The following is a 22,615-nucleotide window of genomic DNA, read 5'->3' as shown; positions in this document are numbered from 1 at the left end:
ATAATTGCCGATAACCCCTTACTATTTTATTATTTCCTTAATATTTATCCTGAAACTTCGAGTGAACTGTAGCCCTGACCATTTCTTTTCAACTTCACCTGGGTTGTGATCCTTTCTTTTAAAGAATCTACATGGCTTATGATCCCGATGGTCTTTGATGATTCTGCCTGAAGCTTCTCTAAAGTATCCAGAGTCTGATCCAATGTTTCGGGGTCTAAGGTCCCGAAGCCTTCGTCTATAAAAAGACTGTCTATTTCCACATTTTTTGAAGCCAGATCAGATAAGGCTAGCGCCATGGATAAACTTAAAATGAAAGTTTCCCCTCCCGAAAGTGTTTTTACAGATCGGCGTTGCCCACCCATATGATCGTCGATCGCTACCAGGCTGTCATCTTCGTCCCCTTCAGGCTTGCCAATTCTGTAACGATCACTCAGGTCTTTCAATCTAACATTGGCTAGCTGAAGAAGTTGGGAAAGGCTAAGGTCCTGTGCGAAATCATTGAATTTCTTCCCGGTGGAATCACCGATCAACTGATTCAATAATTCCCAACGTCTTATTTTCTGCTTTTTTTCTTTTAGTCCGGTCTCGATCTCGTTGATCTTTCGCTTGGTATTTTGGTCATTGAAGAGGATTCTTCTTAATTCTTCACATTCCTTATTCCAGCCAGAAAGGGTATTTTTCTTCTCTTCTATTTCTTTTATCAAATCCTCCAATGAGCTTTGTGGTTCATTTTCCTGAAGTTTTTGAAGTTGAGAAATAAGGGTCTTTTCTACCGATTCGATCCTTGAAGTTTCGTTGTTCAGAGTTTCTTTCTTCTTTCTTAATTCGGCAGCGCGTTGTTCGGGTAATAAACCTGCTAGCGCTTGTTGAATTTCTCTGTAACCTTCTTTTTCAATTTTAGATTGAAGTTTGATTTCCAGATCTTTGAGCTGACTTTTTTTTAGGCCCTGTTTTTGTTCCAGGTCTTTCTGTTGCTTTTGTAACGAGGTTTTTTGATGTAGAAAACCTGTCCATTTATTTTGAAGATCCCGGCAATCAGCGTCAATATTCTTCCCGGTATAAAGTTGATCCAAATGTTTTTTGATCTCTTTTCCTTCTTGCAGAACTTTTTTAAGATCTGCTAAAAGGGGTAAGCCTGCGGCAATCGCCTTTAATTTGCGGTTTTCAGCTTCATATTTCTCAAGGGCCGAAATTTTGCCGTCAAATTTTGCCACTATCCTGGACCAATCAGTTTCATAGGCAATTTTCAAGTCTCCAAATTCTTCCTCAAAATGCCCTTTTAGAGATTCCAGTTCAGAAATTTTTTCTTTTTCGCTCTTATGCACAGATTCAAATCGCCTCTCATAATGATTCAGACTGGTTTTGGTTCCTGCGATTTCCTGTTGTTTGGCTGATAGCAGTCTGCTCGTTTCCTGAATTTCTTCTTGGAGGCCATCTTCCCGTTCGGGTAGATCTTCGGCAAAAGGATGTTCTAATGCGCCGCATAACGGGCATGGATCTCCCTTTTGTAGATGCGTTCGGTGTTCCTCTAAAGTCTTCCGCAGGTTCTCATTCTCTTTTTTGAGCTGAAGTTTTTCCAGTCTTTCTTTTAAAGTGTCCGCATTAGATTGCTCTAATTCCAATTCCTTCGGAAGCTTTTCAAGAAATGGTTGGATTTCTGCTTTTTCAGCCTGCAGTTTTTTTAATTCCCCGGAAGCCTGGCTGATTTTTTCAGATTGCCTTTCCGCTTTCCTTGCTTGTTCAAGGTCTCTCCGAAGGCGGTTCTTTTCAGAAATAGGATCTGCTAAGTTGATTTCTGAAAGCCGCGGACTCAGGTTGTCAACTTCCAGCTGGATCATTTTTTGTAGTTCGAGCAGTTTCAATTCAGACTGCTCAATATCCCCATTCAACTGAAAAGGGATTTCTCTGACTTCGGTATCAAATTCTCTTTGAAGACTTCCATAGGAACTGCGTTTTGCGTCCCGTTGCTGCTGAAGTTCTCTGACGCTGCTTGAAAAAGTATGAATTTCAGCTTCAATATCTGCTGCCGCTACATTCTTTTGAACAAATTTCCTGATCTGCCCAAGACAATCGGTCATTTGCTCTTCAGTTCTTTTTTCGCCGTTGACTATAATTGCTATATCGTCTTGTAAACCTTTAATTTCCCTGTTCAGGTTCTGCCAGGTTCGAAGTTCTTCTCCAAACAATTGGATCTTTTCATGTTTTTTGAGGGCCTGGCCGTGTTGATCTTCGAACTCTGCTAAAGATTTTTTCGCTTCTTCTTTTTGTCGAAGAACTTTTTGAAGATCCAGATTCCGCTCCTTAATGTCATTTTTAAGCCGGATATTTTGTTCGAGTTTTTTTACTTCAGCTTCGAGGGGTTCGCAATTTTTTGTTTTTTCTGAAAGCTCTTTAGAAAAGGTATTAAGATCCTCCTCCTGCAGCAGGTTTTTTTGATGCACTTCAATTTCCTGCTGTTCTTTTTCAATTTCGCTGCTAACTTCCTTTTTCTTCTGAAAAGCTTTAATTCCCAACTGCCGGTAAATACCGGTACCTGTTATTTTCTCAAGTAATTCTCCGCGCTCGTCTTTTTTTGCTCTAAGGAATTGTGCGAATTCTCCCTGGGCTAATAAAACAGATTTAATAAACTGATCGTAATTCAACCCGATGAGCTCCTCATTTTTAGCGGGAACATCTGACTTTTTCAGATCCAGCGCCTTTTCCGAAGCCAGGTCAAAAAGCTGCATTTCATAGTCCCGAAGCTTATTATTTCTATTTGTAGATATACTCCAGTGTGAAGCAAAAATTCCGGTCTTACTTTCATAGGTAATTCGAGCCCAGGCTTCTTTCTGATTACGGGTTAGAATGGCACCTTTATTCAGGATCTCGTTTTTTGTGATCTTTCCAAGGCGTGGTACCTGATTGAACAGTGCCAGGGAGATCACATCCAAAATTGTGCTTTTTCCACTCCCCGTTGGGCCGGTTATCGCAAATAAAGAACTCGCAGTGAAAGGGGAACCCGTAAAATCGATCTCATGAGCACCTTTCAGGGAATTGATATTTTGAAATTCTATTTTTAGGATCTTCATTTTCTGAACAGATTAGAGGGTTTCTTCGGAATTAACTTCATGCAGGAGCTCGTCAAAGGCACTTATGATCTCCTTTTTGGTGTCCTCGTCATATTCATGATTACCAATAAGTTCCAGGAATACATCCTTCGGCTTGAGGTCTTCCAGTTTGATACCCGCTTCATAGACATCTGAAGCTCCCTTCAACTGTTTTAAAAAGGTGGCCCGGTGTTTTACAATACGGTAACCGGGTTTATTAAAGTTAGATACTAACTCGTCCAGATTAAAAAGCTTCATGGCGTCATATTGTTCTTCCAACAATTCAACTTCAATGAGGCTTTCTAATTTTTGCTTTTCGGAAAGGGATTCGAGTTTTTCCTGTAATTCATTTAAAGTACCTGATATCTTCAATAAATTTCTGAAAACCGGAATTCTAATGCTTTCAGGCTCCCAGCCGTTATCAGTATCTATTAAGAGGATCCTTTTTTCATCTTTGCGTTCGCTGAAGGAAAGCGGAAGGGGAGAGCCGCTGTAGAATGTGGGAACCGCAGCCGTTACGCGTTGAGGCTTATGAATATGTCCCAGCGCAATATATTTGAAATAATCCCCGAAATGAGATGCTTCAAATGCCGCCTGATTTCCGATTTGGATCTCGCGTTCACTTTCTGATGTTTCCATACCCGCCGCGAAAAGATGCCCCATAGCCAGGGCCGGGGTATTTGGGTATTTAAGCCTGCATATTTCTGAAGCCTCAAAAAAGGTGTTTTTTATACCTTTTCTGGTAGCTTCCAGCCGGTCGTCATATGTTATCCCATCGGCAGCGCTTCTAAGATCTGAATCACGAAGAAAGGGTAAAGCGGCAATGACAACTTCAGGAACTCCTGATTTTCCCGTTACCGCAATAATGGTTTCTTCGACTGATTCGGGAAGTCCTCCAATAATATCAATGTCCAGTTCCCGCAAAACTTCTTTTGGAGCGTCCAACATCGCAGGGGAATCATGGTTTCCACCGGTGAGAATGATCTTGCACTCATATTTCTTCAGCTTCATGAGAGCCCGGTAGTATTGCCGCCTTGCTTCCGAAGAAGGATTTGCAAGGTCAAAGACATCTCCCGAAACCAGTAATAGATCAATTTTCTCTTTTTCAACGAGCTGACAGAGCCAGTCAATGAAAAGGTCAAAATCTTCGGAAAGTTCGTTTTTATGTAGTTTTTTACCAATGTGCCAGTCGGCCGTATGGAGGATCTTCATATAAAATTGATTTTACTAAGTTCTTTGCTGAAAAAGAAGAAAGAATTTGAGTTACAAAGGTAAAAGTAATTACGTCAAAAGATGCCGCCAGTGCATTTTGCTTTACAAATTTAGAATACTCCCGAAAATGATGAATTCAGAATTTATTTTCCCGAAAATTTAATCTTCCTGAAGATTCTTCCGGATCTTTTCAATGGCGTTTTCAATAGATTTATCGGGCTCTATAATATTGTTCTCTCCCCAAAATTGAGGATCAGCAAACCCTGAAATATCATCTGCCATTACTACCCGTTCATTAAGAAAGGTTTTGTCTTTTTTTACTTTCCCATCAGTATTGATCTTCCAGTTGGTAACGGCCAGTTCACTATCTACTTTATAACGGGAATTGAAAAGGCGGCGCTTCCAGTTCACTACAAATTCTAGTTTAGTGATTCCATACCCAAAATACCAGCGGCCGTTTCGTTCCCTGTATTGAACATCATAGTGTACATCTACAGGATATACTTTAGTTCCGCCTGGTTTCTTTTTGACAAAAAGATCTGATGCAGCCGACCGGTTATCAACATTTAGGTTGAAAGAGGCTTTTACCAGCACGAAGTTTTCAGCATCAACAAATAGTTTTCCGTAATACCATGGCAATGACTTATCCAGCTCTTCGAAGTTGACCACATAAAGGTAGCGGTCATTGATTCGGGTTGGTGAGTCGAAAGAAAATTTAAAATTTGAAAGACCCTCATCTCCAAACATATATTCCGGGTTTTTCATTATGTCGAGGCTTAATGGATTGTAAGGTCCTCCTCTTAATTTTAGAGCGAGCGTATCCAAACGGTCATAATCGGCCGTTTTTCTGGCTTTTACCAGGGCAATATCATCATCTGGCGCAGAATTATATGGTTCTTTATGAATGGTTACGACAGCTTCAGAAAGAGAAACGTTTTTGCGACCTCTTTTTATGGTTTCCCTATAGAAAGCGGTCATGGTAGTAGGATCTTCAAAATAGTTCTTTCCGCGATACTTCAGCATATTACTAACCACAGAACGAGGATCTGTATAAGTAAAGATCTGCACCTCGGAAAGTTCTTCCGGAGACTCCTGGAGTTCAATTACGACTTCTTCAGCTTTAAAAAAATCCAGCGAAAGTGTTCTGCTTTGATAGCCTAAATAGGAAACTGTGACCGTAACATTTTGAAGATTGTCAGGGATCTTCAGGGAAAAAACTCCTTCGTTATTAGTAACAGTCGAGATGTTGGTTTCATTAACGGTTAGATAAGCCGAAGCAAGAGGAGAACCGGAAGTGTTGACCACTTTTCCTTTATATTCGGTTACTTCTTCCGGAATTCCGGCGAAAATAGAAGTCGGGAGGATCAATAATAGCAGCAAGTTAAGAGCTAGAAGCAAGGTGTAGTGTGGGTTTTTAGACATGACAGTAGACTTAAAGATAGATATCCTAATTTACTGAAAAATAAATAGTTTGAAAAGTATCTGGAAAGGAATCAATATTTTAGGTGAAATATTGGATTTCAGATAAAACAGGACTCTTTTTTCAAGTTAACTAGTACAGGCCGTTAGGGCCAAATTGATTTTTGGAAAAGGATTGAGGCCTATATTAGACTATCAAAGCAATAAGCCTGTTAAACTAGCAGTATTAACAGGGCTTAACAGATTGTTAACAGGAAATCTACTCAAATTGTAATAATTTCACGTCCTGATTTTTTATTGCCCTTCTTTTGGGTTCTTAATAACCAAATATATTGAATACTGTTATAAAATTGAGCAAAAGTGGCAACCAAGGTGTAGCCTTTACGGTAAATTGCCAAATTAATTTTTAACGGTATTTCGAAACCATCTTATGCGGAAAGATATCCAAAACTCCCCTTCGCCTTTAAATGAGATTTCTGTGAACGAAAACTCCCCTTCCCAAAACCAAATTCGTATTGTGGCTATTGGTGCCAGTGCAGGTGGCCTGGAGGCTTTAAAGGCCTTCTTCAAGTCTGTACCTGAAGGATCCAGAAATGCGTATGTAGTCATTCAACATCTGTCTCCAGATTACAAAAGTATGATGGGAGAGCTTTTAAAACGCTGTACAGACCTTCCTATTGTGGAGGTAACTGAAGGGATGAAAGTGAAAGCCGGTCATATATATTTGATCCCACCTGTTAATAACCTACTTTTAAAAGAAGATCAATTATATTTAAAGGATAAACCGAAAAGTCAGACCTTAAATCTTCCAATAGACATGTTTTTTGAATCTCTGGCCAAGGAGCGCAGAGAAAAAGCAATAGGCATTATTCTTAGTGGAACCGGTAGTGATGGTACCCGTGGAGCCAGGGCTATTAAGGAGAATGACGGGATGATCATGGTACAGGAGCCCGACGAAGCTCAATTTGACGGAATGCCACAAAGTGCTATTGCCACGGGATTGGTAGATTATGTACTTTCAGTAAAGAATATGGGGCCTGAACTTCAGAATTTCATTAATGCTCCTTCTGTTTTTCACTTCAAGGATGGCGACATAGAATATGATCAATCTGAGCTCATGAAGATCCTGAATTTCGTGGATGAAAAGACAGGACTTGATTTTAGAGAATATAAACGCTCAACTCTGGCAAGGAGAATTGCCAGAAGGGTGAGTGTTTGTAAATGCCGATCTTTAGCTGAATATTATTCGCATTTGATCACTCGGGAAGGGGAAGTTGAAATACTATACAGGGAATTCCTCATTGGTGTAACAAAGTTCTTTAGGGATAGTAAGGTTTGGGAAGTTCTTAAGAAGGATGTTATTCCTGAGATCGTAAGTAGAAAGACAAATGATGACACCTTAAAGGTCTGGGACGTTGCATGTAGCACGGGAGAAGAAGCTTATTCTTTTGGGATGTACATTTTTGAGGAGATGGAAAGACAGGGCAAAAATTTTGAGGTTAAAATATTTGCTACAGATATTTCTGATAAACATCTTGAAATAGGGAGTAAAGGGCGCTACCCTGAAAGCATTGCTGCAGACGTTCCCGCTGACCTACTCTCTAAATATTTTATTAATAAGCCTAACTCTTTTTTAATAGTTGAAAAATTGCGCCGGGCAGTTATATTTTCAAAGCATAATGTAATTAAGAATCCGCCATTTAGTAATATGGACCTGGTTTCTTGCCGAAATTTGTTAATCTATTTCCAGACTGCGATCCAAAAAAAGGCGCTAGGAGTACTGCACTACGCACTTAAAAAAGATGGGATATTGGTATTGGGTACCAGTGAAAGTGTTCAAAGCCAAAGAGGCAATTTTGCCGAAATTGACCGTAAATGGAAGATTTATAAAAATATAAATCCCAGTAAGAGACTAAATTCAGGAATATCTCACGCCGCTACGACCTCCCTTTTAGAAAATGTGGGAACTAAGGAGAAAAACACCAATACTCATGCACGGCCGGTAAAACAAAAACTGAGCAATGAATTTAATCAAACGATCCTTGAGCATTTCAATGGAGCCAGTGTGTTCATTGATTCAGAGTATAATATTTTGGAGGCGATAGGGGAATTTCGAAAATACGCCAATCTTCCGGTGAACGGTTTTACGATCAATTTACTTGAAATGCTGGATACAGAACTAAAATACCTGGTTCAGAACACCCTTAAGAAAGCAGATAAACTAAATAAAAAGATCTTTTATAAAGACGCTTCCTTTACTCATGACAATGAGCGAAAGGGAGTCGATATTATTGTAAAGCCCTTTGAACAACAGAACATTGAAGGGGATACTCATTTCATGATCACCTTTGTTGAAAAGGAGCTTAACCATGAAGAGGCTGAAACAGTTGATAATATTACTCTTACCAGGAGAACACAGGAGTATGTTTCAAATTTGGAAGAGGAGTTAAAGAAAACCAAGGAGGAGTTGCAAACTTCTTTAGAAGAGATCGAAACCAGTAATGAAGAATTACAGGCGGCAAACGAAGAACTGCTTGCTTCGAATGAAGAGTTACAAAGTACCAATGAAGAGTTGCAAAGCGTAAACGAGGAGATCAATACCGTAAATGCTGAAAACCTTCAGAAAATGGAGGATCTCGCGGCATTAAACTCAGATATAAATAACCTATTGGAAAGTACCCAGATAGGCACGATATTTTTGGATTCTACACTTTCAATTCGAAAGTTCACTCCGGCGATAAAACAACATTTCAGTTTTGTGAATTCTGACGTAGGAAGGCCAATAAGCCATTTCACCGGAAATATTGGTAAAAGCAATCTGTTTGATCGTTGTAAAACTGTACTTAACAAAGGCAAGACCGTTGAAAAGGAGGTTTTAGCCAATGATGGCAAGCATTATTTAAGAAGGATATCCCCTTATTTAGATTCTAATGAGAAGATAAACGGGGTAGTGATCACGTTTATCGACATCGAATCCCTGAGAGAATCTAAAGAAAAACTGCAGGCCAGTGAAAAACGATATAAGAGTTTCTATGAGGAAGATCCAATGATCCATATTAATGTGGATCCTAAGACCTCGTTGATCATATATTGTAATAAAATGGCAGTTAAAGGGTTAAATTATGAGTCTAAAGATGAGTTGATAGGGCGACCTATCTATGATCTTTATAGTGAAGCATCACAGATCGAAGCCATCAAATCAAATAAAACTTTTCAAAAAGAAGGTGTTCTGGTAAATCTGGAACAGAATATTCTTACCAAGGATGGAAAGAGTATACCGGTAATTCTAAATGCAACGGCAGAGCGGGATGAGAAAAATGAGATGATTGGTATAAGATATACTTTTGCAGATATCTCTAAATTAAAGAAAGTAGAACGGGAACTGCAACAGCAAAAAGCAGATTTGGAACGAGCAAATAAGGACCTTGAACAGTTTGTTTCTATTTGTTCTCATGACCTTCAAGAGCCCCTGTCGACGATCAAATTTGGAAGTGATGTTCTTGGAAAGATCTATTCTCAAAATCTCGATACCAAGGGTAAAAGTTATATCAGCTACATTGAAGATGCTTCTTCGAGACTTTCCAACCAAATTAAAGCCTTGCTGGAACACTCCAGAATAGGACGTAACGGAAAGAAAAAGCTTGTAGATACCAGAGAAATAGTGGAAGTCGTAAAGTATGATCTGGGTAAAAGCATTAAAGATACCAACGCAAAAATTCATTGTGGAGATCTTCCAAAATTGAAGGGGTATGAGGTAGAGTTGAGGCTACTATTCCAAAACCTTATTAGTAATGCCATTAAATATACTCCTGTAGACAGGGATCCGGTGGTGCGAATTTCTGCCTATAAAGAAAAAGATTTCTGGGTATTCTCAATAGTTGACAATGGAGTAGGAATCGCCAAAGATGACCTGGCAAACATTTTTACAATTTTCAACCGTGTTGAAAAGGATAAAGCAAAGGATGGTACTGGAGTGGGGCTGGCCCATGTAGAGAAAATCGTACACCTTCACGAAGGAACCATGTGGGTTGATTCTCAGGTTGGGGTAGGAAGTTCTTTCTATTTTAAATTAAAAGCATAACCACTGGATGAATAATATCCCTGCTAATTATCCTGAAAATATAGACCTCGAAAATTGTTCAAAGGAACCAATCCATATAATTGGAAAAACCCAGTCATTTGGTGTGCTGCTCGTTTGCGATCCGCTCTCTTTTAATGTAATCCAGGCTGGGATCAATACTCCGGAACATTTTTCGCTTTCACCAAAGGAAATCATAGGACAACCTTTAACTACGGTGCTGGGTGAAGAACAGGTTGAAAATTTAAGATCGATCCTTGGGAAGAAAGAAACTTTAATTCCTCAAGAAGTTTCAGTGAAAGGAAAGAAGTTTTTATTACAGGCTCATTTTTCAGAGATCAATCTTATCCTGGACTTTGAGCCTATTGAAGAAATCAAGGATCCCTTTTTTTTCCAAAAGCAATTAACAAGGGTATTAAACAAAATACAGGATTCCAATTCTATTAATGAACTTTGTAATTCAGCAGCGGTTTTAACCAGAGAAATTTTTGGTTATGACCGTGTTATGATCTATAAATTTGACGAGGAATGGAATGGTCAGGTCTTGGCCGAAAATAAGATCGAGGAATTAGAAAGCTGGCTGGGCTTACATTACCCGTCTACAGATATACCGTCGCAATCTCGCGAGATGTTCCTGAAACACCAAATCAGGATGATATCAGACGTACAATATACTCCGGTGCGAATTGAACCGGAACTTTCACCATTGACCGGGAAACCCTTGGATCTTTCCAAATCCGGCTTAAGAGCCGTTTCCCCTATTCATATTGAGTACCTTACTAATATGGAAGTGGGAGCATCTCTATCTGCAGCCATTATTGTTCAGGGTAAACTATGGGGATTGATTGCATGTCACCACAGAACACCTAGGTTTTTAAATTATTATCAAAGGGAGAGCTGCCGATTCTTGGCTCAAATGCTGTCTACCGAACTTGCACTTCACGAGAGTAATAATTTTATTAATAAGACAGAAGTTTCAGGTAGGGTATTGACAGGGCTGGTAGACCAGCTTAAACAAAAGGGGGATATCATTGAAGCTTTATCTGAAGGCCCTGTAAGGTTTACAGATCTAATATCCTGTACCGGTGGAGCCATATATTTCGGTGGAAAATGGAAATTACAAGGTAATGTACCTTCAGCACCGGAACTGGAAATCCTAATGAATAATTTTCTGCTGCATCAGGAAGCCGGAATTTATCATACCCGGAATCTTGCCACTGTTTTTACCCCTGCATCTGATTATCAGAAGGAAGCTTCAGGATTATTGAGTTTAAGAATCACAGAAAGTAAATATATACTGTGGTTTCGGCAGGAAGTTATACAAACTGTAAGCTGGGGAGGGGATCCAAATGATAAAACTTTCTATAACGAAGAAAAGAAAAGGCTTAGTCCGCGTAAATCCTTTAAAAAATGGTCGAATGAACGTAAGGGAATTTCTGAAGACTGGAAGGATTTTGACGTAAGTGCAGCAAGAGATCTGGGAGATAAGGTAAGTCATACTTTGTTATCCAAACAAAGAAAGGAAATCACGGGGTTAAATCGAAAGTTGATGGAAGCTAATAAAGATTTGGAATTATTCAGTTTTGGACTTTCTCACGACCTCAGAGCACCTATTCGAGGCATGGAAGGCTATCTTCAGATAATTAAAGAAGATCATGCCGGAAAATTAAATAAAGAAGGTAAAAACCTTTTAAATCTGGCCAGTGCATTGACCGGGAAAATGAATTCATTGATTGACGATATTCTTTCCTATTCTGGGCTTAGTGGGATGAATGATTTACAATTTCAGGAAATCCCGGTTGAAAACCTGCTTAAGGAGGTTTTAAGCCTGATTAACGCTGAAAGTAATTTTCGCCGTACCAGAATTCATATTGAAGAAAATCTTTCCCCTATGAAAGGCGACAGAAGAATGCTATTTCAGTTATGGCTAAACATCGTGAATAATGCTTTAAAGTATTCAGAAAAAGTCGATACACCTGAGATCAAAATAGGAACTGCTCAAAAAAATGGGAAAGAAGTTTATTATGTTAGGGATAACGGAATAGGTATTGAAGAGAATTATCTCGAAAAGATTTTTAAAACATTTACCCGCGTTGCCGGAAAGGATTATTCAGGATCAGGAATTGGCCTTGCAATAGTTAAGAAGATCATTGAAAAGCATAAAGGTGATATCTGGGTAGAAAGCATTAAGGGAGAGGGTGCAACTTTTTATTTCTATACCTGTCCCAATTTTGAATTTTAGATTTTGTAAGTTATGATTACAACGCCTTTACGAATTTTACTGGTGGAGGATAGTGAAGCTGATGTTTTATTTATTTTAAGAACCATCAAAAAGTTAGTGCAATCGCCTGAAATTGAGGTTGTCGAAGATTTGACCGCGTGTCATGATAAAATGATCAACTTCGCTCCAGATGTGGTTATTTCAGATTACAACCTTCCAACCTGTAATGGACTGGAGATCTTGCAACTGGTACAGAATATTAATCCTGCATTACCATTTATCTTTCTCACCGGCACCATTAATGATGAGGAATTGGCTGCAAATACCATATTAGCGGGCGCATGGGGTTATATCCTTAAAAAGCATATGAATAATTTGGAAGAGCGATTAAGGCCCCTTCTTAAAAAAGTGGTTTTCAATATATCTGAAAAAGACAGGTTAAGAGAACATATTAGAGGAAATAGGATCGCTGTAAACCAGATCTATGACTATCTGGATAATTTGAATAGTGACAACAGCGAACAAAAAGACAATATTGCCAAGATCAAAGAGAACCTGAGTAAATTCAACCTTGATAATGAAGATGATAGAGAGATTTAAAAATGCAACTGCAAATTTGCATAATGAGATTGAAGGAGAAAACCCGGCCAGATTTATTATGGACCATAGTATTGATATGGAGACCTATAAGCTATTACTGCTTCAAAATTATATGGCCTATAAAAAAACAGAGTCGGAGATCAGCAAATTCATTGCAGGTTATCCCGGAAATAAATATCTAAAACTAGAGAGTGACCTTGACAACCTGGAGGTCACACTTCAAGATACGCCTCATGGGTTTTCCTGTAATAATATCGCCGAAGCTTTTGGCGCAGCCTACGTAGTTGAAGGATCTGCTTTGGGAGGAATGGTCATTTCCAGAAACATCCTAAAATGTGATGCGCTGTCTGGTTTGAAAGAACAAGTATTTTTTAGTGGTGACAGGGAAAACTTGAAATCTTGGGAAGGATTCAAAAAACAACTTTCAGAACACAATTTTTCCGAAGAAGAAGCTACTGCTGCAACCGAAAAAGCAATGGAAACCTTTAGGTTCTTCGGAAAGGTTTTTAGATCAGAATCTCCTTCCTGCTAAAGATTACATTCAAATACCAGGGAAATAAGTCGGGGCACGTTATCCCGGTTATTATCATCAAAGTATTCATTGAAGTCAAGTAAAGTAAAGCCTTCAGCTTTTGCAGCATTCAGATAATCTGAAATATGGTGTATAAACGCATGTGGCTTTTGAATTCCCTCTTCGGTCTCAAATCGCGCCTGGCTACCTGCATATTGTTTTCCGGGGTGCAACTCACAGATGTAAAATTTCCCTCTTCGCTTCAGTACACGTGCAGCTTCCTTGAATATAAAATCCAAGTGTTCAATATGTTCTAAAACCAGGCTGCAGGTGATTAGGTTTGACCATCCTGGTTTTACCGGCCATTGTTTTGTTATGTCAGTATAGGTGAAGGTTACGTTGTCTGCTTCTATTTTAGCCTGGGCTCTGGCGATCATTTCAGATGAAAAATCTAATGCCAGCACATGATCGGCTTTTTGGGTAAGCCAACCGGTATTCTTTCCTGTTCCGCAACCCAGTTCCAGAATATTTCCATAATGAGGGTTCAAAAAGGTCTTTCTGAGAACTTCCGCTTCCAGGTCACGGGTCTTATTGTCCATAGTATCATAAGACTTCGCCCACGCATTATATGATTCGTCAATCTTCATCCCTTATCATCGTTATCCATAATTTCGCATTTTCCCGGTCTTCCGTATTAAAGAATCTAATTTCGGCACCGGTAAAAGGCTTCATTAATCGAGTTAAATCTTTTTCCCATTTCTTGTCGCCTACCATCGCGACCATTTCAAAATGCTCTTTGTTCTTAATATCAAATTTAAGATCCCTCCACATTGCAGAAAGTGTCCAGTCTTTAAAGTCCCTCATTTCAAAATACCATCGCACTTTATCAAAGCTTACAATTTTTTCCTGAAACAAGGGGAGTATCCTGTTGTAATCCTCATTTGTAAGTTTTCCTTCTGCCACAGTATAGATAATATTGTGCTCTGATTGTATTGAGGTCATCCTGTCATTTCTTGGGAGATCAAACAATTTCAGAAGAAAACACCAGTTTGCAAAGACTCTTGAGGTTAAGTTATTGTTAATGTGCTGTTTAAACGGCGTTTGAGTGTGGATAGATTAATTTCTTCGGAAAGATTCCGGAGTGAAAGTGACCTTTTAAAGGCTGATAATTTTTCCTTTTAAAATAACTATTCACGAGCATCTTCAACAGCCCGTTGAAAATCGGAAAAGGCTTTAATTAAGCCGAGTAAAACTTCTTCTGAAGTTTCATAGGATGCCTTCCTGTCAGCGCTATTTTCACTTGGCTGTATCTCTCTCATGGTCCAAAATTGAACATTTAAGATACGGAATTTTCTTTGAATTTTTTACAGTGCCGCTATTTTGTAGGAGGTGTGACCATAATATGAGCCCTGTGCGTACCCGGATCCATGATCCACGGCATGCCAGGAGCAAAAGGTTTTTCAGGTAATCCTGTTGATTCTGCCGTAGCGTAAGGAATATAGATCACATACCTGAAGTTTCCGTCTTTAAGCTCCCCGGTAGTAACATCGTAATTTTCAGCAGAACCGCTCAAGAGATACATCATACTGGGAGCATCAGGCATTTGTAGTTTTCCTGATTCCACTTCGTTCTGACGAATTTCACGTTTCTCCATCTCCGATTTACCTTCAGCAGATAGTTCTCTTCCGCGGGCAATAAAAGGTTCGAGTTTTTTCGAATAGCAGGAAACTCTTACTCCGTCCTTATCAGGATCATCAGCAATACAAATGAGGTTTCCGGATCCTTTTCTAAGTTTGGTAAATTTACCCTGGGCATCGTACCCAAAAACAGTTGCTGTTTCTCGTTGATCCTCAGGTGCGGCAAGCACTGCAGTCTTAATTTGAACGTCGGCCGGTAAGATCTTCGATTGAGCTGAAACTACAGCCGGGAAAAACACCAGTAAAGCGAATTTTAGGAATTTCTTCATTTGTGCGGAATTTGGTTGATTTCTTTAAATGTAACAAAAATGTATTGAAGGCGTGTTACGAAGATCAAAATATGATCCTTTTAATGACCAACAATAAGATAAGAAGCTAAGCGATCTTACAACGGAAGTAGACGCAACCTTAAGTGAAAAAGAATTTAAGCTTCCGAAAAAGATCCCTGTACCTGACTATTCGGACAGAAGCTTTTTATATGTGATTGGAAGATGCTTTGGGGTAAGAATTACGCAGTCAAAGAATTTCCAAATTCTGAAAAGGCAAGGACTACCTTTAAAGAAACCGAAAGCATTTAAGAAAATAGCTTGCTTAAAGGTCTTCGTTGAGATCCTTGAACAACTCAATTTCTTTTTTGAGCATCTTGTTCTGCTTTCTGTGTTTTACCAGCAGGATTATTACTACTACAAGGGAAGTGACTGCCAATAACAAACCGAAAATTGTCATCATTTTAGAATCTTATAATGTAAACTTACTATAAATACAATTGATTCCATTACGGAAAACCATAATATCACTGAATAACGCCTGATTTGCGGTTTACCTGTCAATTAATTCCACTCTAAAAGCCGCTTTTCACCATCAATATTTTTTATATCTGTGATGTCCTGTGACATCTCTATCACTCCTTTATATTGTTTATGCTCATCACGAACTGCGAAGTAACGTATGTAAATTAATCTGCCTTTAAAATTGATCCAAAAGGAGGCTTCGTTCTTTGTTCCCTTTTTAAATTCCTCGAGGATCCTTAATACCGTACCCACGCTTTTTGGAGGATGACAGAACCTGACTTCGCGGCCTATGATCCCGGCACTTCTGGGAAAAACCCTTTCTTCTCCGCGATTGTAGAAAATGACCTTATCATTTTCATCAACATATGTAAGGTCAAGTGGCATGGTCCTTAACATTAGGTTGACCTGTTCAACGGTCATATATCCCTCATCATAATGTGAGGTGTTCTCCAGTGAAAATGAAAGATCTCTTTTGGTGTGATCCTGGCTTGGATGAATATACTTTTCTTCAGGGAAAGATTCTGGAACTTCTGGGAGCATCCAGCCTATCTCTTCTTCACCTTTTCTAACATTTATCCAGTCTTCTTCTGTTAATAATTTCATGGAGTTGGGGAAAAGAACGCTTTCTTCTGTAAGCAATAGCCGAAAAATACCACTTATCAAAAATGTAGTATCGGCTTTAACCTGGTCAAAGTCCCTGTCTTCCAGCTTCTTCCTGAGCAATCTGAATTGTTCCCGAAGGTTATCGTGAAAAGACCACATTCCCTGGGAAGGACCGTTCCATCCTTTTTTTTCCAGCATAGGAAAGAGCTGGTTTTCCTTTCTTTCAAACCTGCGCTCAATACTTTGAAGTTGATTGAAAATATTATAGTACTTCTGACTTTCATGGGTTGGATCTGTATCCACTAATTCATTGGCCAATTTTTGAATCAATTCCTTTTCATCAAAATATATACTTACAGGATGTCCTGCCGGTAATGTTGAAATATCTAATGTATCGTTCATGGGTAAGTTTCTAAATATGGACAAAGAACGTATACCTGGAGAGGCTTATTTATGACCTAAATCACAAGTGTATCTGTCTCCTTATTTTTTAGGATCTAAATATCCAGATTCTGATATGTATCATATTCTACCGGAGGAGAACTCATTTTCTTTGTACTGCTGAAAAAACCATGGGAGATAGCTGCCATGGCAATTTTGTGTACTCAAAACTGAAAGAAAATTATGACGAAAAGAATGGATAGAATGGAATTGATGGCACCCGCTGGAAATTTTGAATCCCTGCAGGCTGCCCTGGAAAACGGAGCAGATTCTGTATATTTTGGGGTGGAGCAATTGAATATGAGAGCAAGAGCTTCGATCAATTTTACCATGGATGATCTTCCTGAAATAGTCAGGAAATGCGAGGAGAAAAATGTTCGAACTTACCTTACACTGAACACCATTATTTATGATCATGACCTTTCTTTGATCAAAGCCTTGCTTTCGGCGGCAAAAGAGGCCGGTGTTACCGCAGTTATAGCTTCAGATCAGGCTGTGATAGCTTCGGCACGTAGTATGGGCATCGATATCCATATTTCCACCCAGCTGAACATTACCAATATTGAAACAGTCAAGTTTTATAGCCTTTTTGCTGAAACTATGGTGCTTTCCAGGGAATTGAGCTTGCGCCAGGTGAGGAAGATCACTGAGCAGATCGAAAAAGAGCAGATCAAAGGACCTTCAGGAGAACTTGTGAAGATAGAGATTTTTGGACATGGTGCTCTTTGCATGGCGGTTTCGGGAAAATGCTATTTGAGCCTTCATTCTCATAATTCTTCGGCCAATAGGGGTGCTTGTAAGCAAAATTGCCGCAAAAAATATACGGTGATCGATCAGGAATCGGGATTTGAAATAGAGATCGATAATGAGTATATGATGTCTCCAAAAGACCTGTGTACTATTAACTTTTTAGATGAAGTGATGGAAGCAGGGGTGCAGGTGCTTAAGATCGAAGGACGTGGCAGGGCACCGGAATATGTGGCTACAGTGACAAAGGCGTACAGAGAAGCAATTGATTCCTGGTATGATGGAACCTATTCCGAAGAAAAGGTAGAGGAGTGGATGGAAAGGTTAAGCACCGTGTATAACCGTGGTTTTTGGAGCGGTTACTACCTGGGACAGAAAATGGGGGAATGGAGTAAAACTTCGGGTTCACAGGCTACTCAAAAGAAAGTATACGTAGGAAAAGGAATGCATTACTTTCCGAAGGCCGGAATAGCAGAGTTCCAGATAGAAGCTTATGATATAAAAGTAGGTGATAAGATCCTGGTGACCGGGCCTACAACGGGGGCAAAGGAGATTTCTTTAGAGGAAATGTATGTAAATGATCAATTATCTGAAAAAGCTACAAAAGGGGATAGCTGTACCATAAAGTTACCTTTCAGGATACGGCTTTCAGATAAACTGTATAAACTGGTGGAAGCGTAATGGTGGTAATTACCTTACAGCGCAACAAATGCATAGGTTGCAATTACTGTGTTGAGTTAGCACCTGAACAATTTCAGATGTCCAAAAAGGATGGAAAATCGGTGCTTTTAAAAGCTATTGATAAAAAGGGCTTTCATACCCTTAAATCTCCTGATCACAGTATTCTTGAAAACTCAGAAGCGGCCGCCAAGGCATGCCCGGTGAAAATTATCACCGTTAAAGAGGTATGAGGTTGTAATTTTCCATTTTTTAAAAAGGTATCAAATATTAAATTGTAAGAAAAATACTACAAAAATTAGCTTTTCATTGTTATTGAATCGATAAAAAACATAAAAAACAGTTAAAATGTCATTTTTCTTTTTTTAATTAGCAAAAAATATCAGTTCATCAGGTTTTCTTTATAGAGTTAATATGATCGATTATCAACAAATATTTAATTTACTTACCATTCCCAGTTTACTTCTTGAACCGGTCGAAGATAGCTTCGTGGTCAAAGATGTTACTTCCGGATATTGTGAGGTAATCGGCAGAAAGAAAGAAGATCTTATTGGTTGTGTCATTCCCGAAATATTTCTTCAGGACCCCAGCAGGCCTACTGATGATCCGCAAATCTTCATTGACCTGCTAAAAAAGACCAGGGAAACGGGTCATACCCACTGCATGGGTGCCTCGCGGTATGACATTTATAATCCGGTTACCGGTCAAAATGAGAAAAGGTTCTGTAGCGTGGAGAATATTCCCATATCTGATGAGAGCGGAAATGAAGTGAAATTTATTTTGCACACTATTTTTGATAAGACCTCAGAAGTTCTGGCAAAAGAAAAGAATTGCTCTTTAGCCGCTGATAGTACAGATTTAACCAGGGAACCGGTTAAGATCGATCCAGATTCCGAGGTTAATAGGAGTGAAATGATAACGCCTGTAGAGGAAAAATACAAAACTCTTATTAAGGGATCCTTTGATTTATGTGCAGTGCTGGATAAGGAAGGGACCATTAAGTTTGTTGGTGAATCATCAGAAAAGATTCTTGGAGTCCCGGTTGAGGAACTTATAGGAAAAAATGCTTTTGAATACATACATCCTGAAGATAAAGAGCGGGTGGTTGCGTTTTTTGAGGAGAATAAAACAAAGGAAACTTCGTTCATAGCCCCCTACAGATGCGCAGATTCCCTAGGAAATTACAAATGGTTTCAATCCCAAATGAGGAATAGGCTGAATGATCCCACTTTTGCAGGTATTGTCCTTAATACGAAGGAGATCACAGATCTTATCAATAAAACCGATGAAATCGAAGAACTAAATGAGCGTTACAGGCTCGCCACTTCGGCCAGTGGAGATCTTATTTATGAATGGAATCTTAAAACCAATGCGATTGAAAGGTTTTTCAGGGACAATGAAAGACATTTCGGATATGAGAAAAAAGATCTGCAACAACTCACCCAATGGGGAGAAAATATTCATCCGGATGAATTAGACGATCTTAAAACACTTTTAAAAAATACACTTAATGATCCCGCTCGCGACCAGATTAGAAGTCAGTATAGGTTCAAAAGGAAGGATGGCACATATGCTCATATCATAGATAGAGCCCAAATAATTCGCAATAAAGAAGGAGAGGCCGTAAGGCTTGTGGGCGCAACGATTGACATTTCTTCAATAATTGAGCGAAAAAATGCTTTGAAAATTGCTAATAAACGCTTTACTTATGCCATGAAAGCGACCCAGGAAATGATCTGGGATTGGGATATGATTGAAGATAAAATTGAACGAAGCAAAGCTTTTGAGAAGATAATCGGACCTGATTCGGAAGATCTTCCTTCGCCCGACTATTCGTGGTATGAGATAGTAGATCACAAGGATCAGAAAAGGGTGAAGGCCTCTTTGGATAGAGCTCTGTCTAACCCGGAAGTCACCATGTGGCATGAAGAATATGAGATCTATCCTCGAAATAGCAGGAGAAGGTTTGTTACAGACCGGGCGTATATCATTCGAAATGCTGAAGGGAAAGCCGTTCGCATGGTTGGAGCAACCTTAGACGTTACAGAGTCCAGGGAAATGATGAAAGCTATTGAGGCTCAGAACAAGGTGCTAAAGGAAATCGCCTGGGAGCAGGCACATATTGTACGAACTCCCCTGGCACGTATAATGGGGTTGCTTGAATTTATGGATGATCCTTTGAATCGGGAAATGGATCAAAAGGAAATATTACAGCTTATCAAAGACTCGACCTACGAGTTAGATAGTATAGTAACCAAAATTGTAAGGAGAACAGAAGATGTCGAAGCTTAAAACTGCTGAAGTCGTAATCGCCGAAGACGATTTGATAATCGCGCGCTTGGAACAGTATAGTCTGCAAAAGACGGTACATTGTACTCCTGTTATTTGTAAAAATGGTAAGGAAGCCATTAAATATCTTGATAAGCGAAAAGATCCTGACACTCCGGTTTTGCTAATTCTTGACCTCAATATGCCTGTACTTGACGGTTGGGATTTTCTGGGAATTCTAGAATCAAAACCTTACTCAAAAAATATATTTGTGGTGGTCGTTACTTCCTCCATATTTCAAGAAGATCAAAAAAGAGCTTTAAATAATCCTCAGGTGATAGGTTATTTTGTAAAGCCTTTATTTCGAGATCACTTCAAACAGATCTTTGAACTTCCGCAGATCAATCATCTTTTCGCTGATAGTATATTGCCTCATACCTGACATAGGTTTTACCATCTAAAAAAAATGCGTAGTTTTGCCGGCTCTTATAAAGAGCTGTTTTTCTGTGCTTTCTCCGGTTTTCCTTCGGAAATATTGTGTTCACAAAATGTAGTCTCTTTAAAAATAGACCATTAGACATGAAACAATTTTTTAATCTTTTCGATTTTTCTCAAAAAGTGAATTACAAGACCGAAGTGTTGGCAGGACTGACAGTTGCCCTTGCTTTGATCCCTGAAGCGGTAGCTTTTGCCATGATCGCCGGACTTTCTCCGTTAACAGGTCTCTATGCGGCTTTTGTAATGGGGCTCGTTACTTCTATTTTAGGAGGTAGACCAGGAATGATCTCTGGTGCAACAGGGGCGGTAGCTGTAGTGATAGTAGGTCTTTCTATTTCACATGGTCCCGAATATATCTTTGCGTCCGTAGTACTGGCCGGAATTATCCAGGTACTTGCAGGAGTCCTGAAGTTGGGAAAATTGATACGGTTGGTGCCTCATTCTGTGATCTTCGGATTTGTGAATGGACTGGCAATTATAATATTCATGTCACAGCTTGATAATTTCAAGGCCGTCAATGAAGCCGGTGAGTTGACATGGATGACCGGTTCTAACCTGTTTATTATGTTAGGACTTGTTCTTACCACAATGTTGATCATTTGGGGCCTTCCAAAAATAACCAAAGCATTTCCTTCCTCTCTTGCGGCTATCCTGGTGATATTCGGGATCGTTGTTTTTGCAGGTATCGAGACTAAAACTGTTGGGGACATCGCTTCCATTCAGGGTGGTTTCCCGCCGTTCCATATTCCTATGGTTCCATTTACATGGGAAACCCTTGCCATCATCTTCCCTTTTGCCGCGATCATGGCGGGAGTAGGCTTGATCGAAAGTTTACTTACCTTGAATATCGTTGATGAGATCACAGAAACCCGTGGGCGTGGAAATAAAGAATGTGTAGCGCAGGGTACTGCCAATGTACTTTCCGGATTGTTTTCTGGAATGGGAGGTTGTGCAATGATCGGGCAAAGTTTGATCAACGTTTCTTCAGGTGCAAGAGCTCGTTTATCAGGTATTGTTGCTGCGGTAATGTTACTGGTATTTATCATGTTCGCTGCCGATATTATTGAATTATTACCAATGGCGGCACTTACCGGAGTTATGATCATGGTTGCAATTGGAACTTTTGAATGGGCAAGTTTGCGCACCTTCCGCAGGATGCCAAAATCTGATGTTTTGGTAATGGTATTGGTTACATTAGTGACTATTTTCCTTCATAACCTAGCCCTGGCTGTTTTGGTAGGAGTGATCATTTCGGCGTTGGTCTTCGCCTGGGATAACGCAAAACGTATACGTGCCCGTAAATTTATGGATGACAAAGGCGTAAAACATTATGAGATCTATGGGCCACTTTTCTTCGGAAGTACTACTGCTTTTAGTGAAAAATTTGATGTTTTAAACGATCCTGATGAGGTGATCATTGATTTTTCTGAAAGCCGAATCGTAGATATGTCCGGAATTGAAGCTGTCAATAAATTGACTGAAAGATACCTGAAACAAGGTAAGAAATTGCATTTACGTCACCTGAGCCGTGATTGTAAGAACCTTCTTAAGAATGCTGATGAGATCATTGAGGTTAATATCCTTGAAGATCCAACATGGAAAGTTGCGGTTGACAAGATCTAAGAATTTAATTTAAATAAGGAAAAGCCCTGTCATGAAAATGACAGGGCTTTTTGTTTTTATAAATAACTCGAATTGCAATTTTGACTTTGGCTAAATTTTTGAGAAGATCACTCGTTAAAAAAATAGTTATATTCGCATAATT

Annotated in this window: 18 protein-coding genes; 9 read left to right on the top strand and 9 right to left on the bottom strand. The window is 39.4% G+C overall.

Annotated elements, in window-relative coordinates; translation table 11 throughout:
- Positions 1–44 precede the first annotated feature (44 nt).
- From ACFQ1G_RS08835 to ACFQ1G_RS08825, 3 genes are all read right to left on the bottom strand, one after another.
- Positions 45–3,068 carry an AAA family ATPase gene (locus ACFQ1G_RS08835; RefSeq protein ID WP_380738709.1) on the bottom strand — a complete coding sequence of 1,008 codons (3,024 nt, stop codon included), beginning with the start codon at positions 3,066–3,068 and terminating at the stop codon, positions 45–47.
- A gap of 12 nt (positions 3,069–3,080) precedes the next feature.
- Positions 3,081–4,298 (bottom strand): exonuclease subunit SbcD, encoded by a 1,218-nt coding sequence (gene sbcD / locus ACFQ1G_RS08830; RefSeq protein WP_380738707.1) that lies wholly within the window; start codon positions 4,296–4,298, stop codon positions 3,081–3,083.
- A 159-nt stretch (positions 4,299–4,457) separates the two neighbouring features.
- The gene (locus ACFQ1G_RS08825) at positions 4,458–5,720 is read right to left on the bottom strand and encodes a carboxypeptidase-like regulatory domain-containing protein (protein WP_380738705.1); all 1,263 of its coding nucleotides are present in this window, start codon (positions 5,718–5,720) and stop codon (positions 4,458–4,460) included.
- Between the two features lie 427 nt (positions 5,721–6,147).
- Between ACFQ1G_RS08825 and ACFQ1G_RS08820 the strand changes: the two genes are divergently transcribed.
- The 4 genes from ACFQ1G_RS08820 to ACFQ1G_RS08805 are packed head-to-tail and all read left to right on the top strand — an operon-like array spanning position 6,148 to position 13,148.
- Positions 6,148–9,798 (top strand): chemotaxis protein CheB, encoded by a 3,651-nt coding sequence (locus tag ACFQ1G_RS08820; protein WP_380738703.1) that lies wholly within the window; start codon positions 6,148–6,150, stop codon positions 9,796–9,798.
- Between the two features lie 7 nt (positions 9,799–9,805).
- Positions 9,806–12,037, top strand: coding sequence for an ATP-binding protein (locus ACFQ1G_RS08815; RefSeq protein WP_380738701.1), 2,232 nt, complete (start codon positions 9,806–9,808; stop codon positions 12,035–12,037).
- A 12-nt stretch (positions 12,038–12,049) separates the two neighbouring features.
- Positions 12,050–12,616 (top strand): response regulator, encoded by a 567-nt coding sequence (locus tag ACFQ1G_RS08810; RefSeq protein ID WP_380738699.1) that lies wholly within the window; start codon positions 12,050–12,052, stop codon positions 12,614–12,616.
- Positions 12,594–13,148 carry a biliverdin-producing heme oxygenase gene (locus ACFQ1G_RS08805; protein ID WP_380738698.1) on the top strand — a complete coding sequence of 185 codons (555 nt, stop codon included), beginning with the start codon at positions 12,594–12,596 and terminating at the stop codon, positions 13,146–13,148. The genes ACFQ1G_RS08810 and ACFQ1G_RS08805 overlap by 23 nt, the downstream gene beginning before the upstream one ends.
- On the opposite strand, the gene ACFQ1G_RS08800 is transcribed toward ACFQ1G_RS08805, so the two are convergent.
- The 6 genes from ACFQ1G_RS08800 to ACFQ1G_RS08775 form a co-directional block, all read right to left on the bottom strand.
- On the bottom strand, positions 13,145–13,774 hold the full coding sequence (locus ACFQ1G_RS08800; protein WP_380738696.1) for a class I SAM-dependent methyltransferase: 630 nt from the start codon (positions 13,772–13,774) through the stop codon (positions 13,145–13,147). The two genes, ACFQ1G_RS08805 and ACFQ1G_RS08800, sit on opposite strands and share 4 nt — an antisense overlap.
- The gene (locus tag ACFQ1G_RS08795) at positions 13,764–14,129 is read right to left on the bottom strand and encodes a SpoIIAA family protein (protein WP_380738694.1); all 366 of its coding nucleotides are present in this window, start codon (positions 14,127–14,129) and stop codon (positions 13,764–13,766) included. Before ACFQ1G_RS08795 ends, ACFQ1G_RS08800 begins: the two co-directional genes overlap by 11 nt.
- Before the next feature lie 185 nt (positions 14,130–14,314).
- The gene (locus tag ACFQ1G_RS08790; RefSeq protein ID WP_380738692.1) at positions 14,315–14,446 is read right to left on the bottom strand and encodes a hypothetical protein; all 132 of its coding nucleotides are present in this window, start codon (positions 14,444–14,446) and stop codon (positions 14,315–14,317) included.
- A gap of 56 nt (positions 14,447–14,502) precedes the next feature.
- Positions 14,503–15,093 (bottom strand): hypothetical protein, encoded by a 591-nt coding sequence (locus ACFQ1G_RS08785; protein WP_380738690.1) that lies wholly within the window; start codon positions 15,091–15,093, stop codon positions 14,503–14,505.
- Between the two features lie 322 nt (positions 15,094–15,415).
- A complete protein-coding gene (locus ACFQ1G_RS08780; protein ID WP_380738688.1) occupies positions 15,416–15,553 on the bottom strand; it encodes a hypothetical protein in 138 nt (45 codons plus the stop codon).
- Positions 15,554–15,654: 101 nt separating this feature from the next.
- Positions 15,655–16,620: a DUF438 domain-containing protein gene (locus ACFQ1G_RS08775; RefSeq protein WP_380738686.1), complete on the bottom strand. Its 966-nt coding sequence runs from the start codon at positions 16,618–16,620 to the stop codon at positions 15,655–15,657.
- A gap of 222 nt (positions 16,621–16,842) precedes the next feature.
- Here ACFQ1G_RS08775 and ACFQ1G_RS08770 point away from each other — a divergent pair, with 222 nt between their 5' ends.
- The 5 genes from ACFQ1G_RS08770 (at position 16,843) to ACFQ1G_RS08750 (ending at position 22,473) form a co-directional block, all read left to right on the top strand.
- Positions 16,843–18,087, top strand: a complete 1,245-nt coding sequence (locus tag ACFQ1G_RS08770; RefSeq protein WP_380738684.1) for a peptidase U32 family protein — start codon at positions 16,843–16,845, stop codon at positions 18,085–18,087.
- Positions 18,087–18,317: a ferredoxin gene (locus tag ACFQ1G_RS08765; protein ID WP_380738682.1), complete on the top strand. Its 231-nt coding sequence runs from the start codon at positions 18,087–18,089 to the stop codon at positions 18,315–18,317. The genes ACFQ1G_RS08770 and ACFQ1G_RS08765 overlap by 1 nt, the downstream gene beginning before the upstream one ends.
- A 181-nt stretch (positions 18,318–18,498) precedes the next feature.
- Positions 18,499–20,376 (top strand): PAS domain-containing protein, encoded by a 1,878-nt coding sequence (locus ACFQ1G_RS08760; protein WP_380738680.1) that lies wholly within the window; start codon positions 18,499–18,501, stop codon positions 20,374–20,376.
- Positions 20,363–20,794 (top strand): response regulator, encoded by a 432-nt coding sequence (locus ACFQ1G_RS08755; protein ID WP_380738678.1) that lies wholly within the window; start codon positions 20,363–20,365, stop codon positions 20,792–20,794. The genes ACFQ1G_RS08760 and ACFQ1G_RS08755 overlap by 14 nt, the downstream gene beginning before the upstream one ends.
- Positions 20,795–20,931: 137 nt before the next feature.
- Positions 20,932–22,473 (top strand): SulP family inorganic anion transporter, encoded by a 1,542-nt coding sequence (locus ACFQ1G_RS08750; protein WP_380738676.1) that lies wholly within the window; start codon positions 20,932–20,934, stop codon positions 22,471–22,473.
- Positions 22,474–22,615: the final 142 nt, after the last annotated feature.

It is taken from the genome of Salinimicrobium gaetbulicola (genome assembly GCF_042676025.1).
Lineage (GTDB): Bacteria > Bacteroidota > Bacteroidia > Flavobacteriales > Flavobacteriaceae > Salinimicrobium > Salinimicrobium gaetbulicola.
This window is presented reverse-complemented; position numbering and strand designations above follow the sequence as displayed.

Excerpts from the sequence above, each read along its gene's own strand:
- ACFQ1G_RS08760 (WP_380738680.1), top strand. The coding sequence starts at position 18,499 with ATGATCGATTATCAACAAATATTTAATTTACTTACCATTCCCAGTTTA.
- ACFQ1G_RS08795 (WP_380738694.1), bottom strand. The coding sequence starts at position 14,129 with ATGACCTCAATACAATCAGAGCACAATATTATCTATACTGTGGCAGAA.
- ACFQ1G_RS08770 (WP_380738684.1), top strand. The coding sequence starts at position 16,843 with ATGACGAAAAGAATGGATAGAATGGAATTGATGGCACCCGCTGGAAAT.
- ACFQ1G_RS08800 (WP_380738696.1), bottom strand. The coding sequence starts at position 13,774 with ATGAAGATTGACGAATCATATAATGCGTGGGCGAAGTCTTATGATACT.
- sbcD (WP_380738707.1), bottom strand. The coding sequence starts at position 4,298 with ATGAAGATCCTCCATACGGCCGACTGGCACATTGGTAAAAAACTACAT.
- ACFQ1G_RS08820 (WP_380738703.1), top strand. The coding sequence starts at position 6,148 with ATGCGGAAAGATATCCAAAACTCCCCTTCGCCTTTAAATGAGATTTCT.
- ACFQ1G_RS08815 (WP_380738701.1), top strand. The coding sequence starts at position 9,806 with ATGAATAATATCCCTGCTAATTATCCTGAAAATATAGACCTCGAAAAT.
- ACFQ1G_RS08825 (WP_380738705.1), bottom strand. The coding sequence starts at position 5,720 with ATGTCTAAAAACCCACACTACACCTTGCTTCTAGCTCTTAACTTGCTG.
- ACFQ1G_RS08750 (WP_380738676.1), top strand. The coding sequence starts at position 20,932 with ATGAAACAATTTTTTAATCTTTTCGATTTTTCTCAAAAAGTGAATTAC.
- ACFQ1G_RS08805 (WP_380738698.1), top strand. The coding sequence starts at position 12,594 with ATGAAGATGATAGAGAGATTTAAAAATGCAACTGCAAATTTGCATAAT.
- ACFQ1G_RS08835 (WP_380738709.1), bottom strand. The coding sequence starts at position 3,068 with ATGAAGATCCTAAAAATAGAATTTCAAAATATCAATTCCCTGAAAGGT.
- ACFQ1G_RS08810 (WP_380738699.1), top strand. The coding sequence starts at position 12,050 with ATGATTACAACGCCTTTACGAATTTTACTGGTGGAGGATAGTGAAGCT.
- ACFQ1G_RS08790 (WP_380738692.1), bottom strand. The coding sequence starts at position 14,446 with ATGAGAGAGATACAGCCAAGTGAAAATAGCGCTGACAGGAAGGCATCC.
- ACFQ1G_RS08755 (WP_380738678.1), top strand. The coding sequence starts at position 20,363 with ATGTCGAAGCTTAAAACTGCTGAAGTCGTAATCGCCGAAGACGATTTG.
- ACFQ1G_RS08785 (WP_380738690.1), bottom strand. The coding sequence starts at position 15,093 with ATGAAGAAATTCCTAAAATTCGCTTTACTGGTGTTTTTCCCGGCTGTA.
- ACFQ1G_RS08780 (WP_380738688.1), bottom strand. The coding sequence starts at position 15,553 with ATGATGACAATTTTCGGTTTGTTATTGGCAGTCACTTCCCTTGTAGTA.
- ACFQ1G_RS08765 (WP_380738682.1), top strand. The coding sequence starts at position 18,087 with ATGGTGGTAATTACCTTACAGCGCAACAAATGCATAGGTTGCAATTAC.
- ACFQ1G_RS08775 (WP_380738686.1), bottom strand. The coding sequence starts at position 16,620 with ATGAACGATACATTAGATATTTCAACATTACCGGCAGGACATCCTGTA.